Source organism: Tenacibaculum insulae, from assembly GCF_964512435.1.
Taxonomy (GTDB): Bacteria; Bacteroidota; Bacteroidia; order Flavobacteriales; family Flavobacteriaceae; genus Polaribacter; species Polaribacter insulae_A.
The window spans coordinates 2440473-2456017 of record NZ_OZ208512.1 but is presented as its reverse complement, the minus strand read 5'-3'; the positions used below and the strand labels follow the sequence as shown (position 1 = coordinate 2456017).

Genomic DNA, 15545 nt, shown 5'->3' with positions numbered 1-15545 from the left:
TCACCAAATGAGATTACATAGAAATTTAGTTTACGCAGTTATTGATAGTTTACGCGATATTTTTAATGAAGATGTTTATGCTGATAAGGCTGTTGAAAAAGCGTTAAAGAGAGATAAAAGATGGGGAGCACGTGATAGAAAATTTGTTGCCGAAACTATTTACGATATTGTACGTTGGAAACGTTTGTATGGTGAAATTGCCAATGTAAAAACTCCGTATTCAAGACCAGATTTGTGGCGTTTACTTGTAGTTTGGTGTGTATTAAGAGGTATTAAATTACCAGATTGGAACCAAATTGAAGAAACACCAACACGTAGAATTAAAGGTAAATTTGATGAATTATCGAATACCAGAAAATTTAGAGAATCTATTCCTGATTGGATTGATGAATTAGGTGTAAAAGAATTAGGAGAAGCCATTTGGACCAAAGAAATAGCTGCATTAAACAAACGTGCCGATGTTATTTTACGTACAAACACGTTAAATGTTACTAAAGAACATTTACAAAACGATTTAAAGCAAGAAGGTATTGAAACCGAATTTATTGATGGTTGCGATGATGCTTTGCGTTTAGTTGAACGTGCTAATGTTTTTAAAACCGAAGCTTTTCATAAAGGATTTTTTGAAGTACAAGATGCTTCATCACAATTAGTAGCTTCGTATTTAGATGTAGAACCTGGTATGAAAGTAATAGATACTTGTGCTGGTGCCGGAGGAAAAACATTACATTTAGCTGCCTTAATGAAAAATAAAGGGCAAATTATAGCAATGGATATTTACGAAAGTAAATTGAAAAAATTAAAAATTAGAGCGCGTAGAAATGGTGTTAGTAACATTAACTTAAAAGTAATCGATTCTACCAAAGTAATTAAAAAATTATATGGTAAAGCTGATAGGGTTTTAATTGATGCGCCTTGTTCTGGTTTAGGAGTTATCCGTAGAAATCCTGATAGTAAGTGGAAATTACAACCTGAATTTATTGATAATATTAAAGAAATTCAGCAAGATGTTTTACAACGATATTCTAGAATGGTAAAACCTGGCGGTAAATTAGTATATGCCACTTGTTCTGTTTTACCTTCTGAAAATCAAGATCAGGTAAAAACATTTTTAGCTTCAGAAGATGGAAAAGATTTTACTCTTGTAAAAGACAATAAAGTATTGGCCCATAAATTTGGCTTTGACGGATTTTATATGGCACAATTAGTAAGAAAATAATATTTTTTTATATCATAAAACAAAAGGCTCGGAATTTTTAAATTCCGAGCCTTTTTCAATCAACTATTAAAAACTAACTAATCACTAAACTTTTTGTTAAGTAATTACATCTATAAGACGATGGATTTCTTTAATTGTTACAATCCATTTTTAGTTTAACACTTTTTTATGATTGATGGCTTTTGTTTATTATTTTGCTATGTAATGGTTTATTACTATTTTTAAATTCAACTAACTAAAAATTTTAACCTTTATGACAACTTCACACAAACCTACTATTTGGTTTTGGGTACTTAGCATTATTGCTTTATTATGGAATGCAATGGGTGTAAACCAATACTTACAACAAGCTTATAATACTGATACTTTTAAAGCAATGTATCCTGATGAAAAAGTATTAGAAATGGCATTAAATACTCCTTCTTGGGTTATGGCTGCTTTTGCCATTGCCGTTTTTAGCGGACTTTTAGGAAGTATCTTTTTATTACTTCGAAAAAAAATAGCGAAACCTGTTTTTATAGTTTCATTGGTAACAATCGTTATTCAAATGTTTTACAATGTTTTTATGAGTGGCGCTATGGATGTTTATGGTCCCGGAGCAGTTATAATGCCTATTATGGTTATTGGTTTTGCTGTTTTTATACTTTGGTACACCAAAAAATCAGCAACTAAAGGTTGGCTTTCTTAATTATAAAAACTGCCTTAAAAATTAAGGCAGTTTTTTATTCTATCAACACAAAAATAAACTCAGCAACACATGCTGGTTTTTCTTGCCCTTTTATTTCAACTAAACAATTAAATGTAAGTTTTTTTCCATTAGTAAAATCTTCTATTTTTTGCAAAGTGCTTTTTAATCGAAGTTGACTATTTACAGGTACCGAATTAGGAAATCGGACTTTATTTAATCCGTAATTCAATCCTAATTTTACACTTTTTATTTCTATTACTGATGCTATTAATTCAGACAACATAGAAACAGACATAAAACCGTGTGCTATTGTAGATTTTGTAGGCGAATATTTTGCCGCTTTTTCTTCATCAACATGAATCCATTGTTTATCTAAGGTAGCATTTGCAAAATCGTTAATCATCTGCTGTGTTACTGTAAACCAATCGCCTACTGGTAATTCTTTTCCTTCTAAACTGTGTAAGGCTGCTAAGTTTTCAAAAAACAACTTTTTCATACTTCTTTATATCAATTATTTAATACATCTTTTTTAACTCGCGGCAATTCTAATTCATATTTTACAGCTATTGTTCTAACAATAATAATTACTAAAGCTGCTATGATAAATTGAATATCTTCATTTATAGTAAAATTATTTAAAATTAAATAAATAACACCACCCGCTAAACATGCTGATGCATAAATTTCTCTATGAAATATTAACGGAATTTCGTTTGTTAAAACATCTCTAGTTACACCACCCATTACTGCAGATGACATTCCCATAACCAAAGCTACAAACGGATGTAAATTATAAGTTAATCCTTTTTGCAAGCCTAATAAAGTAAATACACTTATACCGATAGTATCAAACAAAAACATGGTTTTTCGTAACGGAGCTATTTTACTTCTAAATAAAAAAGTAACTAAAACTGCTGTTAAAATCGTCCAAATATAATTAATATCACCAATCCAATTTATTGGGTGTGCATTAATTAAAACATCTCGTATCATACCACCACCAACTGCAGTAACAAAGGCAATAATAACAACTCCAAATAGATCAAAATCTTTTTTTATTGCAACCAAAGCACCACTGATAGCAAAAGCAAAAGTTCCTGCCAAATCTAAGGTATAAATAATTTCCACTATATGTTTATTTCAGAAAATTGAATTTGTAACGTTCTTTCGGCCTCTTTAATATTATTTCTTTCATTATTAAGAATTAATACTAACGAAACTCCTTTTTTACCTGCACGTGCAGTTCTTCCGCTTCTATGCGTGTAATATTCTAATTTTTCTGGTAATTGATGATGCACAACAAAGCCTAAATTTTGTACATCAATTCCTCTTGCTGCAACATCAGTTGACACTAAAATTTGTAGATTTTCGTTTTTAAAAGCACGCATTACCTTATCTCGTTCTTTTTGCATCATATCGCCTTCTAAAGCTTCAACTGAAAAACCTTCTTCTTTTAACTCTTTTGTTAATTTTTGTGCTCCTGCTTTTGTTCTTGCAAATATAATTCCTCTTTCAGATTCTCTTTTTTCTAAGAATTTTATAATTACATCTACTTTTTCAGGAATGGTTGTTTGTACAAACTGATGTGTAATATTGGCATTTACCAAAGAGTTTTTATTTACCTCCACTTGTTTTGCTGATGCATTCATGTATTTTTTTACAATACTTCTTATTTCATCGGGCATTGTTGCAGAAAACAACCAAGTTTTTCGAGTACCTGAAGTATATTTTAAAATACGATTTAACTCTAATTTAAAACCCATACTTAACATTTCATCAGCTTCATCAAGCACTAAAGTGTTTATGTTTTTTAAATCTACTTCGCCTCTTTCAATTAAATCAATTAAACGACCCGGAGTAGCTATAATAACATGAGTAGTTCTTTTTAAATTTTTAATTTGACGTTCAATTTTTTCTCCACCATAAACAGCTTCTAAAAAAATTTTAGCATCTACATATTTCGTAAACTTAAATAATTGCTTTTTTATTTGCTGAACCAACTCTCTTGTAGGCGATAAAATTAAAGCTTGAGTGGTATTTTTTGATGCATCAATTTTATGTAAAACAGGCAAACCATAAGCTGCTGTTTTACCTGTACCTGTTTGTGCCAACCCAATAAAATCAGCATTATTTTCTAATAAATAAGGTATTGCTTGCTCTTGTACTTCAGTAGGTGTTGTTATTCCTAACTCTTTTAACCCTTTTACATATTCTTTTCGTACTCCTAATGTTGTAAATGTTGTCATCCTCTTGTATGTATATGTGCAAAGATATTGCTTATTTTTTGCCTAAAAGTAAGTTTGTTATTTCTTTAGTAACTCTTTTGGGTTTTTGAGTTTTTGCATCTAACAAACAAAAAGTAGTTTGCGATTTTACTAAAATATCCTCGCCCCTTCTTACTTCAAAATGTCTAACAGATTTAATTCCTGATGTTTCACCAACCCATGTTTTTATAATAATCTCATCTCCTAAAGCTCCTTGTTTTTTGTAATCTATTTCATGACGAATTACAAACCAAACATAATCTGGTTTCGGAATCTCTTTTATTAATAATTCCCAATGATCGGCAGATACTTCTTGCATCCACTGTACATAAACAACATTATTAACGTGTTTATATTCATCAATTTCATTGGCAGTAACTTTATATTTTTTTTCGTGAAAATTCATGCTACAAAATTACACGATTGATGTTAATTATTACTTAAAACTACCACTGTTTTTAATTCTGTATCAGAATATTGTTGATATTCGAATCCTTAAGAGTAAAGATGAACAAAACAACAAACAATTTTGGTACCGAAAAGATAAGTAAACTTCTTTTAAAGCAAGCAATACCTGCTTCTATAGGAATTTTAGTAATGTCTTTAAATATGATTGTTGATACCATTTTTGTAGGTCGTTGGATTAACGTTATGGCAATTGCTGCCATTACCGTAGTTTTACCTATTGCTTTTTTTATCTCATCAATAGGAATGGGAATTGGAATTGGTGGAAGCTCTATAATCTCTAGAGCTTTAGGTAAAGGAAATTATTTAAAAGCTTATAAAGTATTTGGCAATCAAATAAGTTTAACCGTATGCTTGTCTGTTTTATTTGTAATGATGGGAACTTTTTTCGGCAACCCTATATTGCAATTATTTGGAGCCAAAGGTGCTATTGTAACTCCTGCTACCGAATATTTTCATGTAATCGTTTGGGGTGTTCCGTTTTTAGCCTTTGCAATGATGGGAAATCCGGTGGCTAGAGCTGTTGGAAAGCCAAATTACGCCATGTTTACTTTAGTTTTTCCTGCAATTATAAATATTGTTTTAGATATTATTTTTATAAAATTTATGAATCTTGGTATGTATGGTGCTGGTTTAGCAACTTCAATCTCTTATGCCGTAAGTGGGTTATTTATTTTATGGTTTTTCTTATCAAAAAACACAGATTTAAAAATTATTCCGAAATACTTTAATATTGATTTTTCAATTTTAAAAGAAATTATTTCTTTAGGCGGAATTACCATTATACGGCAAGGAACCATTAGTATTTTAATCATTATTTTAAATTACACCTTATTTAAATATGGTGGAGAAATATCAATTGCTGTTTACGGAATTATCAATAGAATCATGCTATTTTCACTCTTTCCTGTACTTGGTGTTATGCAAGGGTTTTTACCTATTGCTGGCTATAATTACGGTGCCAATGATTGGAAAAGAGTAAAACAAACCATTAAAATGGCTATAATTTTTGGTACAGGAATTGCCACACTTATTTTTATATGCATTATGGTATTTCCTAGTGAATTGGTTGCTTTATTTACTGACGATATTAATTTATTAAACCTTACTACAGATGCATTAATAATTGCTTTTTTAGCCACACCGGTAATTACCATACAATTAATAGGTTCTGCTTATTTTCAAGCAGCAGGTAAAGCGCTGCCCGCTTTATTATTAACACTTTTAAAGCAAGGGTTCTTTTTAATTCCGTTGGTATATATATTGCCTAAATTTTATGGCATATTAGGTGTGTGGATGTCTTTTCCTATTGCTGATGTTTTGGCTACACTTGTAACTTATAGCTACTTAAAAAAAGAAATTAAACATCGTTTAAAGTAAACTTTCACCATTTAAATTGGTTGTTAACACATCGCTCATTAAATTAAAAAATGGACGTAAAGCCTTATAGGATTTGTTTATTTCTGATAAAAAATCTTTTGATAACACTTCTTTATCTGTAAAATTACGAACCGCTATAAATCCTTTTTTTCTTAATAAATCGATATCTGGATGGTTTTTATCAAAACCTCTTGGTGCTGATTTTAGTTCTTCTCCTTCAAACTCACCTCCAAAAAGTTGTACAAATTCAGGATCTTTTAAAATATCTCTAAAATCAGCAGCATCCATTTCTATTTCTTTTCGAATACGTAATAAATCTTCTTTATTAGGTTCCCAAAATCCGCCAGCTAAAAAACTTTCTCCCGGACGAATACGTAAATAATATCCGCCTCTTAAATGTTTTCCTTTTCTAGAAAATGAACCTGCAAAATGTGGTTGATATGGTGTTTTATCTTTCGAAAAACGAACATCACGGTAAATTCTGAATAGTTTAAACTTGTCTATTTCGTCGTGCGTTTCTAAACCTGTCCTTATTGCAGAATAAAAATCTTTTGCATGATTTTGAACTTCTTTAAAAGCATCTTTTTGCTCAGTAAACCAATCGCGGTTATTGTTTTCTTTTAATTCTTTTAAAAATTGAAGTGTTGATTTTTCTAATTGCATTACGATTGTTTTTGTTACTTGAAAGGTACAAAAAAACGCTGTAGAAAAAATCGACAGCGTTTAAGTATTTTGCGTTAGGGATTGAACGATTTGTTTGAGCTCTTTTTAAGTTTTTTCTACTTAAAAAAGCGAGTAGTGAAAGCCCGCTCGAACGCCCTAATAATTATTTTAAACGTTGAATCTGAAATTCATAATATCGCCATCTTGTACGATATATTCTTTACCTTCAACACCTAATTTACCAGCTTCTTTAACTTTTTGCTCACCGCCTAAAGTGGTGTAATCGTCGTATTTTGTTACTTCGGCACGGATAAATCCTTTTTCGAAATCGGTATGGATAACTCCAGCCGCTTGTGGTGCTGTATCACCAATATTAATGGTCCAAGCTCTTACTTCTTTTACACCAACGGTAAAATAAGTTTGTAAATTTAACAACTTGTAAGCAGCTCTAATTAAAACAGATGCTCCTGCTTCTTTTAAGCCGATATCTGCTAAAAACATTTCGCGTTCTTCGTAATCATCTAACTCAGTAATATCAGCTTCTGTACCAACTGCCAACACAATAACTTCTGCATTTTCGTTTTTTACAGCTTCTTTAACTGCGTTTACATAGTCGTTTCCGGTAACTGCAGCTCCTTCATCAACATTACAAACGTATAAAACAGGTTTTGAAGTGATAAATTGTAATGATTTTACAACTTCCATTTCTTTTTCAGAAAACTCAATGGCTCTTACTGAAACACCTTCTAATAATGTTTTTTCTACTTTTAATAGAATTTCTAATTCTATTTGAGCTTCTTTATTACCAGTTTTAGCGGTTCTTTTTACACGTTCTAAACGTTTTTGAACTGTTTCTAAATCTTTTAATTGTAACTCAATATCAATCGTTTCTTTATCTCTAACAGGATCTACAGAAGCGTCAACATGAATAATATTTTCATTATCAAAACAACGTAAAACATGAATAATAGCATCTGTTTCGCGAATATTTGCTAAAAACTGATTTCCTAAACCTTCTCCTTTACTTGCTCCTTTTACTAAACCAGCAATATCAACTATTTCTACAGTTGCAGGCATTACTCTTTCAGGATTTACCATACCTTCTAAAACCTGAATTCTTGGATCTGGTACATTTACCACTCCAATATTAGGTTCGATTGTACAAAACGGAAAGTTAGCACTTTGTGCTTTTGCGTTTGATAAACAATTAAATAATGTTGATTTCCCTACGTTTGGTAATCCTACAATTCCTGCTTTCATTCTGTTGTTTTATTGAAAATTTGCGTTTGCAAATATAGTTGTTTTAAATATAAAAAAACCGAGTAAATACTCGGTTTTTAATGTTTTATTATCTCGTTAAAATTTTTATTCGTTATGCATAAAACTTTGTTTAGCTAATAGTTCTTCTTCCGTTTCTACATTGTCATCATCAGGTACACAACAATCTACCGGACAAACTGCCGCACATTGTGGCTCTTCATGAAAACCTTTACACTCGGTACATTTATCTGCAACAATAAAGTAAATCTCATCAGAAATAGGCTCTTGATCTTCATCAGCATTTGCCTTTTTACCGTTTGGTAAAACTACATTTCCTGTTAAATCAGTACCATCTGCGTATTTCCAATCATCAGCTCCTTCATAAATTGCTGTATTCGGACATTCTGGTTCACAAGCACCACAATTTATACATTCATCTGTTATTATAATTGCCATAATTAATCTGTTTCAGTTTTGTAACTTTGCAAGCGCAAAAATAGTTCCAAATTAATTTATAAACAAAATAAATGGATACAATCCAAAATAGAATTGCAGCTTTTGTAGAATTAGGAAAATTTTTAGGTCAATTTACCCAAAAAGAAACTACTCAAAAAAACAATGTTCAGTTTAACGAGTTGTTTTTTGAAGGCTTTAAACATCAACTAAAAATAGCAGGCGAATATAATACTTGGTTTACCAAAGAAAACTTATTGTTTGCTACCGAAAGTTGGTCAAAAGCTTTAACTGAAAAAAATATAATTCAATGGATTGCTAACGAAAATTTAGGAAATAATGATGTAAAGCAAGTTGCAGTAATTATGGCGGGAAATATTCCTTTGGTAGGATTTCACGATTTTTTATCGGTTTTAATTTCTGGACATTCAGTTTTAGTAAAACAATCATCAAACGATAAACATTTATTACCTTTTTTAGCAAAGTATTTAGAATATGTTCAGCCAGAATTAAAAGGAAAAATTACGTTTACCGAGCAAAAACTTACAGGTTTTGATGCTGTAATTGCAACAGGAAGTAATAATACAGCTCGTTATTTTGAACATTATTTTAAAGACAAACCAAGTATTATCAGAAAAAACAGAAATTCTGTCGCTGTTTTAACAGGGAATGAAACTGCTGAAGATTTTGAAAACTTAAGTAACGATGTTTTTTGTTACTTCGGATTAGGATGTCGTTCGGTTTCAAAATTATATGTTCCTAAAAACTATAATTTCGATCCGTTTTTTACAGGAATGTATAACAAACAAGAAATTATAAACAACGCTAAATATGCCAACAATTACGATTATAACAAAGCAGTGTATTTAATGAGCGAGTTTGATATTTTAGAAAACGGCTTTTTAATGATTAAGGAAGATGAAAGCTACGCCTCTCCTATCGCTTCTGTTTTTTATGAATATTATGACAATGCTGAGGATTTAAAAATAAAATTAAAACAAGACGAAGAAAAAACGCAATGTGTGGTGGCTAGTAATTTTATAGAAAACGAAATTGCTTTTGGTCAAACACAAAATCCGCAATTATGGGATTATGCTGATGGTGTAAATACCCTAGAATTTTTATCAAAAATTTAAAGATATACTCCTTATAAATTTCGCACCTTTGTTATAACAAAACACAACTTATAGTAATGAAAAAGCATAATTTTAGCGCAGGTCCTTGTATTTTGCCCGAAGAAGTTTTAAAAAAAGCTTCTGAAGCAGTTATTAATTTTAATGATGATAATTTATCACTGTTAGAAATATCGCACAGAAGTAAACCTTTTGTTGCTGTTATTGAGAAAGCACGAAGTTTAGCTTTAGAGTTATTGGGTTTAGAAAATAAAGGTTACAAAGCCTTGTTTTTACAAGGTGGTGCAAGTATGCAATTTTTAATGACTGCTTATAATTTATTAAATAAAAAAGCAGCTTATTTAAATACTGGTACTTGGAGTAGCAAGGCTATTAAAGAAGCAAAATTATTTGGAGAGTTAGTTGAAATTGCTTCATCCGAAGAAAAAAACTTTAATTACATCCCAAAAGATTATAAAATCCCTACGGATGTAGATTATTTTCATTGTACTAGTAATAATACCATTTACGGTACGCAAATGAAAAGTTTTCCAGAAACCGCTGTTCCGTTAATATGCGATATGAGTTCTGATATTTTTTCTCGTCAATTAGATTTTTCTAAATTTGATATGATTTATGCCGGAGCACAGAAAAATATGGGACCAGCAGGAACAACTTTAGTAATTATAAAAGAAGATATTTTAGGTAAAGTGGAACGCCAAATTCCATCAATGTTAAATTATCAAACTTTTATTGATAAAGATAGTATGTATAACACGCCACCTGTTTTTGCGGTGTATACATCAATGTTAACATTAGAGTGGTTAAAAGATTTAGGCGGAATTGAGTTTATTGAAAAAGTAAACAATCAAAAAGCAGCTTTATTATATAATGAAATTGACAGGAATTCGCTTTTTAAAGGAGTTGCTGCCAATGAAGATCGTAGCTATATGAATGCTACTTTTAACCTAACAGAGGCTAAATTAAAAGATAAATTTGATGCCATGTGGACCGAAGCCAATATTAATGGTTTACATGGTCATAGAAGTGTTGGCGGTTATAGAGCAAGCATGTACAACGCATTACCTTTGTACAGCGTACAAGCTTTAGTAGATGTAATGCAAGAGTTAGAAAGAATTAGCTAAAAGCTATCAATAAAAAAGATATAGATTTTATAATGAGAATATTAGCAACAGACGGAATTTCAGAAAGTGGAAAAGCTACTTTAGAAAATGCAGGTTTTGAAGTAATAATTACAAAAGTTGCCCAAGAGCAATTAGAGAATTTTATTAATGATGAAGAAATTAACGCTATCATCATTAAAAACAATACCCAAATTCATACTGAATTAATAGACAACTGCCCTACTTTAAAATTAATTGCCAACGCAAGTACCAACAACGATAATATTGATGTAATTTATGCTGAAGAGTGTGGTTTACAAATTGTAAATATTGCCGATGCTAGTGCCAATGCTGTTGCCGAATTAGTTTTTGCTCATTTATTAGGAATGGCTCGTTTTTTACATCAAGCCAATAGAGAAATGCCTTTAGAAGGCGATATGAGTTTTAATTCGTTAAAAAAACAATTTGCAAACGGTACCGAATTACGTGGAAAAACTATCGGTATTATAGGTATGGATGCCGAAGGACAACAAGTTGCTAAAGTAGCACTTGGCTTGGGAATGAAAGTTTTAGCATACGATGTTAACTACGATAATTCTATTACAATTCCTGTAGATTTTTATAACGGACAAGTTATTGATATAGAAATTGACGTAATTAGTTCTGACGAATTATTTAAAGAAGCTCATTTTATCAGTTTACACCTATCTGCACAAGAAAATCATGTAATTGGTGCCAAAGAATTTGACAAAATGAAAGATGGTGTCGGTTTTATAAACGTAGCCCAAAGTGGATTGGTAGATGAAATTGCTTTAGTAAACGCCATAGAAAGCGGAAAAGTAAAATATGCTGGTTTAGACTCTTTTGAAAATCAACCAAAACCTGAAATTCAATTATTAATGAATCCTAATTTGTCTTTAAGTCCAAATATTGCTTCATATACCGTTGAAGCACAACATAAAATCGGAACAGAATTGGCAAATAAAATCATTAATTCTTTACACGAATAAATCAAATTATTAATGGCAATTGTAAAACCTTTTAACGCTGTAAGAGCTACCAGAGATAAAGTAGCTATGGTTTCTTCAAAATCGTACGAAATTTATCCGCCTGAGATGTTAAATGCTAAATTAGCCTTTAATCCTTATACGTTTTTACATGTTATAAACCCAGGTTATAAATATCATAAACAAGATATTACTGGCGAGCAGCGTTTTAAATTGGTACACAATCGTTATTTAGAATTTAAAGAAGATGGTGTTTTTACCCAAGATAAAAATCCAGGTTTTTATATTTATCAAAAAACAACACCAACCAATACTTTTTGCGGAATTATAGCTGCCACTTCGGTACAAGATTACCATAATAACACCATTAAAAAACACGAAGGCACTTTAAAAGAACGTGAATTATTATTTGAAAATTATTTAAAAAATACTGGTTTTAATGCAGAGCCTGTACTTTTAACATATCCGGATAATAATATAATCGAGTCGATTATAAAAAAGTATAAAACCAACAGAGCTGAATACGAATTTTCGACTACTGATAAAGACGCTCACCTATTATGGATTATTGATGACAAAGAGGATATTATACAAATTTCAGCCGCTTTTTCACAAATAAACACACTTTATATTGCTGATGGGCATCACCGATCTACATCTTCTTGTTTATTGGCACAAAACTTAGCAAAAGAAAATAAAGCACATACAGGTAACGAGAAATATAACTTTTTTATGAGTTATTTATTACCTGAAAGCCAACTAAGTATTTACGAATTTAATAGATTTATAAAAGATTTAAACGGATTAACTCCTGATGAATTTTTAATAGAATTAGATACTTTTTTTAGAATAGAAAACAGAGGGCAAGAATTATACAAACCAAAAGAAAAACATCAATTTAGCATGTATTTAAATGGTGAATTTTATGCTTTACACTTGCGTAAATCTGCCTATAATTTTACAGATGCTTTAAGTAAACTTGATGCTCAAATTTTATATCAAACCATTTTAAATCCGATTTTAGGGATTAAAGACATCAGAAATGCATCAAAAATTATGTATTCGCAAGATAAATCTGATAGTTTAGAGTTAAAAACAAAAGTTGATAACGGTGAATTTAATGTTTCATTCGGAATGTTACCTACAAATATTAACGAGTTAAAAGCAATTGTTGATGCTGATTTGTTAATGCCACCTAAAACAACCTACATAGAACCAAAGTTAAGAAGTGCTTTAACCATTTATGAAATTTTATAATGACAGGAATTAAAGAAAATCTTCAAAAAATAAATGCAACTATTCCAGAAAATGTAACCTTAGTTGCCGTTTCTAAAACCAAACCTATTATTGATATTCAAGAAGCTTACGATGCTGGGCAACGTATTTTTGGTGAAAACAAAATTCAGGAAATGGTTACAAAATTTGATGCCTTACCAAAAGATATTAAATGGCACATGATAGGGCATTTACAAAGTAACAAAGTAAAATATATGGCACATTTTGTTGATTTAATTCACGGTGTTGATAGTTTTAAAACCTTGAAAGAAATTAACAAACAAGCTAAAAAACATGACAGAATAATCAATTGTTTATTACAAGCTCGTATTGCTAAAGAAGAAACTAAATTTGGGTTATCTTTTGCTGATATTGATACAATAATTTCATCCGAAGAACTATCTGCATTACAAAATATAAAAATTGTTGGTTTTATGGGAATGGCTACTTTTACCGACAATAAAGAACAGTTAAATGAAGAGTTTACTTCTTTAGCAAATTTCTTTAATAAAAATCAGGAAAAAGCCCCAAACTTATCTATTTTATCAATGGGGATGAGTGGTGATTATCAATTGGCCATAAAAAACGGAAGCAATATGGTACGAATAGGTAGCTCAATTTTTGGTGTTCGAAATTATATTGTTTAGATTTACATAATAAGCTAAAAAGAAGAAAAATTGTACGCAATTTTAGATATTGAAACAACAGGAGGGAAATTTAATGAAGAAGGAATTACTGAAATTGCGATTCATAAATTTGATGGGCATCAAGTAGTTGATCAGTTTATCAGCTTGGTAAATCCCGAAAAAGAAATTCAAGAATTTGTTGTAAAACTTACAGGCATCAATAATAAGATGCTTAAAAATGCGCCTAAATTTTATGAGGTTGCAAAACGAATTATCGAAATTACCGAAGACTGTATTATTATAGCTCACAATGCTAGTTTTGATTATCGAATTTTACGTACCGAGTTTAACCGTTTAGGTTATGATTTTAAAAGAAATACCCTTTGTACGGTAGCACTTAGCAAAAAATTAATTCCAGAATCTCCATCTCATAGTTTAGGTAAATTATGTAGGTTTATAGGGATTCCAATGTCTGACAGGCATAGAGCCAATGGTGACGCGTTAGCAACCATACAATTGTTTAAATTACTGTTAGAAAAAGATGTAGATAAAACCATTATTCAACAATCAATAAAATATATTGATCACAGAAATGAAAAACAGCGTTTTATAAAAATTTTAGATAAACTTCCCGAAAAACAAGGTGTATTTTATGTACACAGTGAGCAAGGAAACATTATCTATATTGGTAGAGGTAAAAACATAAAACAAGAAGTTAATAAACTATTATTAAAAGATAGCACTAAGGCTAAAAAAATAATAAAACGAATTAACGAAATTACGTACGAAGAAACAGGTAATGTGCTTTTTACACGATTAAAATATCATTTAGAACTCACTAAATTAAAACCAAAGTTTAATATTATTCGCAAGCGAAAGATTTCTGAAAAAAACTTTAATCACGATCATTTATTAATTATTGATAAAGGGAGAACTCCCGAAGAACATGCTGTTATTTTAATTGAAAACAATATCGTTTTAGGATATACATACACCAACTTAGCCTTTCAAGAAAATCAACTTCATATTTTAAAATCTATGCTAACACCTATTGAAAATACTGAGTTAGCTAAAACAATTATAAAAAACTACTTACTTAAAAACAAAGTAGCAAAAATTGTACGATTAGAAGTTGAAAATAATTCGTAATATTGTTTAAAACACCTTAAAATCTTTCTTTTTGAAGAACGAAACAAAAAACTGGAAAGACAAATTACATGAAATAATTTACGAAGCGGATACGCCATCAGGTAAGTTATTTGACATTGTTTTATTACTCTCTATTTTAACCAGTATTTTATTGGTAATGCTAGAAAGTGTTGACAGTATTAATAGCAAATACGGAACATTTTTAAATATAGCGGAATGGATTATTACCATATTATTTACTATTGAATATTTTGCTAGAATTGTATCTATAAAAAAACCTTTAAAATACGTTTTTAGTTTTTATGGTATTATTGATTTCCTATCTACCATACCTAAATACTTATTATTATTTTTTGGAAGCTTCCATTCTTTAATTGCTTTTAGAGCTTTGCGCTTAATGCGGATTTTTAGAATTTTAAAACTCGCTCGTTTTATTGGAGAATCTAACAATTTTACAAGAGCTTTAAAAGCTAGTAGAATTAAAATTGCAGTATTTTTATCGTTCGTAATTATACTTTGCGTCATATTAGGTACCATAATGTACCTTATTGAAGGAAATTCAAACAGTGGTTTTACCAGCATACCTAGAAGCGTTTATTGGGCCATTGTTACCCTTACAACTGTTGGTTATGGAGACATTGCACCTGTTACTGCTTTTGGGCAATTAATAGCTTCTTTTATTATGATTTTAGGGTACGGAATTATTGCCATACCTACAGGAATTGTTTCATCAGAAATGACAAAAACCAATAGTAACACTTTACATACAAATACCCAAGTTTGTCCTAATTGTACTGCCGAATTTCATAGAGATGAAGCGGAGTTTTGTTACGAATGCGGTCATCAATTAAATCCTTAAA

17 protein-coding genes are annotated in these 15545 nt (G+C 30.4%); 10 read left to right on the top strand and 7 right to left on the bottom strand.

The features are described 5' to 3' along the window. Positions 1 to 7 precede the first annotated feature (7 nt). Positions 8 to 1219 (top strand): RsmB/NOP family class I SAM-dependent RNA methyltransferase, encoded by a 1212-nt coding sequence (locus tag ACN5J5_RS11340; RefSeq protein ID WP_418645002.1) that lies wholly within the window; start codon positions 8 to 10, stop codon positions 1217 to 1219. Between the two features lie 253 nt (positions 1220 to 1472). Continuing rightward, entirely contained in the window at positions 1473 to 1907 is a 435-nt protein-coding gene (locus ACN5J5_RS11335) for a hypothetical protein (RefSeq protein ID WP_418645001.1), read from the top strand. 34 nt (positions 1908 to 1941) lie between these two features. Here the strand turns inward: ACN5J5_RS11335 and ACN5J5_RS11330 are convergent, their stop codons facing one another. From ACN5J5_RS11330 to ACN5J5_RS11315, 4 genes are read right to left on the bottom strand one after another with little or no spacing between them, the layout of a single operon-like run. Continuing rightward, positions 1942 to 2403, bottom strand: coding sequence for a MaoC family dehydratase (locus tag ACN5J5_RS11330; RefSeq protein ID WP_418645000.1), 462 nt, complete (start codon positions 2401 to 2403; stop codon positions 1942 to 1944). A gap of 11 nt (positions 2404 to 2414) precedes the next feature. Then, positions 2415 to 3035, bottom strand: a complete 621-nt coding sequence (locus ACN5J5_RS11325) for a trimeric intracellular cation channel family protein (protein WP_418644999.1) — start codon at positions 3033 to 3035, stop codon at positions 2415 to 2417. Next, positions 3035 to 4153, bottom strand: a complete 1119-nt coding sequence (locus ACN5J5_RS11320; protein WP_418644998.1) for a DEAD/DEAH box helicase — start codon at positions 4151 to 4153, stop codon at positions 3035 to 3037. Before ACN5J5_RS11320 ends, ACN5J5_RS11325 begins: the two co-directional genes overlap by 1 nt. A 31-nt stretch (positions 4154 to 4184) precedes the next feature. Next, positions 4185 to 4577, bottom strand: a complete 393-nt coding sequence (locus ACN5J5_RS11315; RefSeq protein ID WP_418644997.1) for an acyl-CoA thioesterase — start codon at positions 4575 to 4577, stop codon at positions 4185 to 4187. Positions 4578 to 4678: 101 nt separating this feature from the next. On the opposite strand from ACN5J5_RS11315, the gene ACN5J5_RS11310 reads away from it, so the two are divergent. After that, complete coding sequence (locus tag ACN5J5_RS11310) at positions 4679 to 6016, top strand: MATE family efflux transporter (protein WP_418644996.1); 1338 nt, start codon at positions 4679 to 4681, stop codon at positions 6014 to 6016. Here ACN5J5_RS11310 and ACN5J5_RS11305 read toward each other — a convergent pair. The 3 genes from ACN5J5_RS11305 to ACN5J5_RS11295 all read right to left on the bottom strand — a co-directional run bounded on the left by ACN5J5_RS11305 (position 6008) and on the right by ACN5J5_RS11295 (position 8395). Further along, on the bottom strand, positions 6008 to 6679 hold the full coding sequence (locus tag ACN5J5_RS11305; RefSeq protein ID WP_418644995.1) for a DUF2461 domain-containing protein: 672 nt from the start codon (positions 6677 to 6679) through the stop codon (positions 6008 to 6010). The genes ACN5J5_RS11310 and ACN5J5_RS11305 overlap by 9 nt on opposite strands. Before the next feature lie 168 nt (positions 6680 to 6847). Then, positions 6848 to 7939, bottom strand: coding sequence for a redox-regulated ATPase YchF (ychF, locus tag ACN5J5_RS11300; protein WP_418644994.1), 1092 nt, complete (start codon positions 7937 to 7939; stop codon positions 6848 to 6850). A 105-nt stretch (positions 7940 to 8044) separates the two neighbouring features. Then, positions 8045 to 8395 carry a 4Fe-4S binding protein gene (locus ACN5J5_RS11295; RefSeq protein WP_418644993.1) on the bottom strand — a complete coding sequence of 117 codons (351 nt, stop codon included), beginning with the start codon at positions 8393 to 8395 and terminating at the stop codon, positions 8045 to 8047. A 71-nt stretch (positions 8396 to 8466) separates the two neighbouring features. On the opposite strand from ACN5J5_RS11295, the gene ACN5J5_RS11290 reads away from it, so the two are divergent. The 7 genes from ACN5J5_RS11290 to ACN5J5_RS11260 are packed head-to-tail and all read left to right on the top strand — an operon-like array spanning position 8467 to position 15544. After that, positions 8467 to 9528, top strand: coding sequence for an acyl-CoA reductase (locus tag ACN5J5_RS11290; RefSeq protein ID WP_418644992.1), 1062 nt, complete (start codon positions 8467 to 8469; stop codon positions 9526 to 9528). Positions 9529 to 9584: 56 nt separating this feature from the next. Further along, entirely contained in the window at positions 9585 to 10649 is a 1065-nt protein-coding gene (serC, locus tag ACN5J5_RS11285) for a 3-phosphoserine/phosphohydroxythreonine transaminase (protein WP_418644991.1), read from the top strand. Positions 10650 to 10681: 32 nt separating this feature from the next. Beyond that, complete coding sequence (locus ACN5J5_RS11280; protein ID WP_418644990.1) at positions 10682 to 11638, top strand: NAD(P)-dependent oxidoreductase; 957 nt, start codon at positions 10682 to 10684, stop codon at positions 11636 to 11638. Between the two features lie 12 nt (positions 11639 to 11650). Beyond that, complete coding sequence (locus ACN5J5_RS11275; RefSeq protein ID WP_418644989.1) at positions 11651 to 12892, top strand: DUF1015 domain-containing protein; 1242 nt, start codon at positions 11651 to 11653, stop codon at positions 12890 to 12892. Beyond that, a complete protein-coding gene (locus ACN5J5_RS11270; protein ID WP_418644988.1) occupies positions 12892 to 13557 on the top strand; it encodes a YggS family pyridoxal phosphate-dependent enzyme in 666 nt (221 codons plus the stop codon). Before ACN5J5_RS11275 ends, ACN5J5_RS11270 begins: the two co-directional genes overlap by 1 nt. Positions 13558 to 13587: 30 nt before the next feature. Continuing rightward, positions 13588 to 14685: an exonuclease domain-containing protein gene (locus tag ACN5J5_RS11265; RefSeq protein ID WP_418644987.1), complete on the top strand. Its 1098-nt coding sequence runs from the start codon at positions 13588 to 13590 to the stop codon at positions 14683 to 14685. A 31-nt stretch (positions 14686 to 14716) separates the two neighbouring features. Next, a complete protein-coding gene (locus tag ACN5J5_RS11260; protein WP_418644986.1) occupies positions 14717 to 15544 on the top strand; it encodes an ion transporter in 828 nt (275 codons plus the stop codon). Position 15545: the final 1 nt, after the last annotated feature.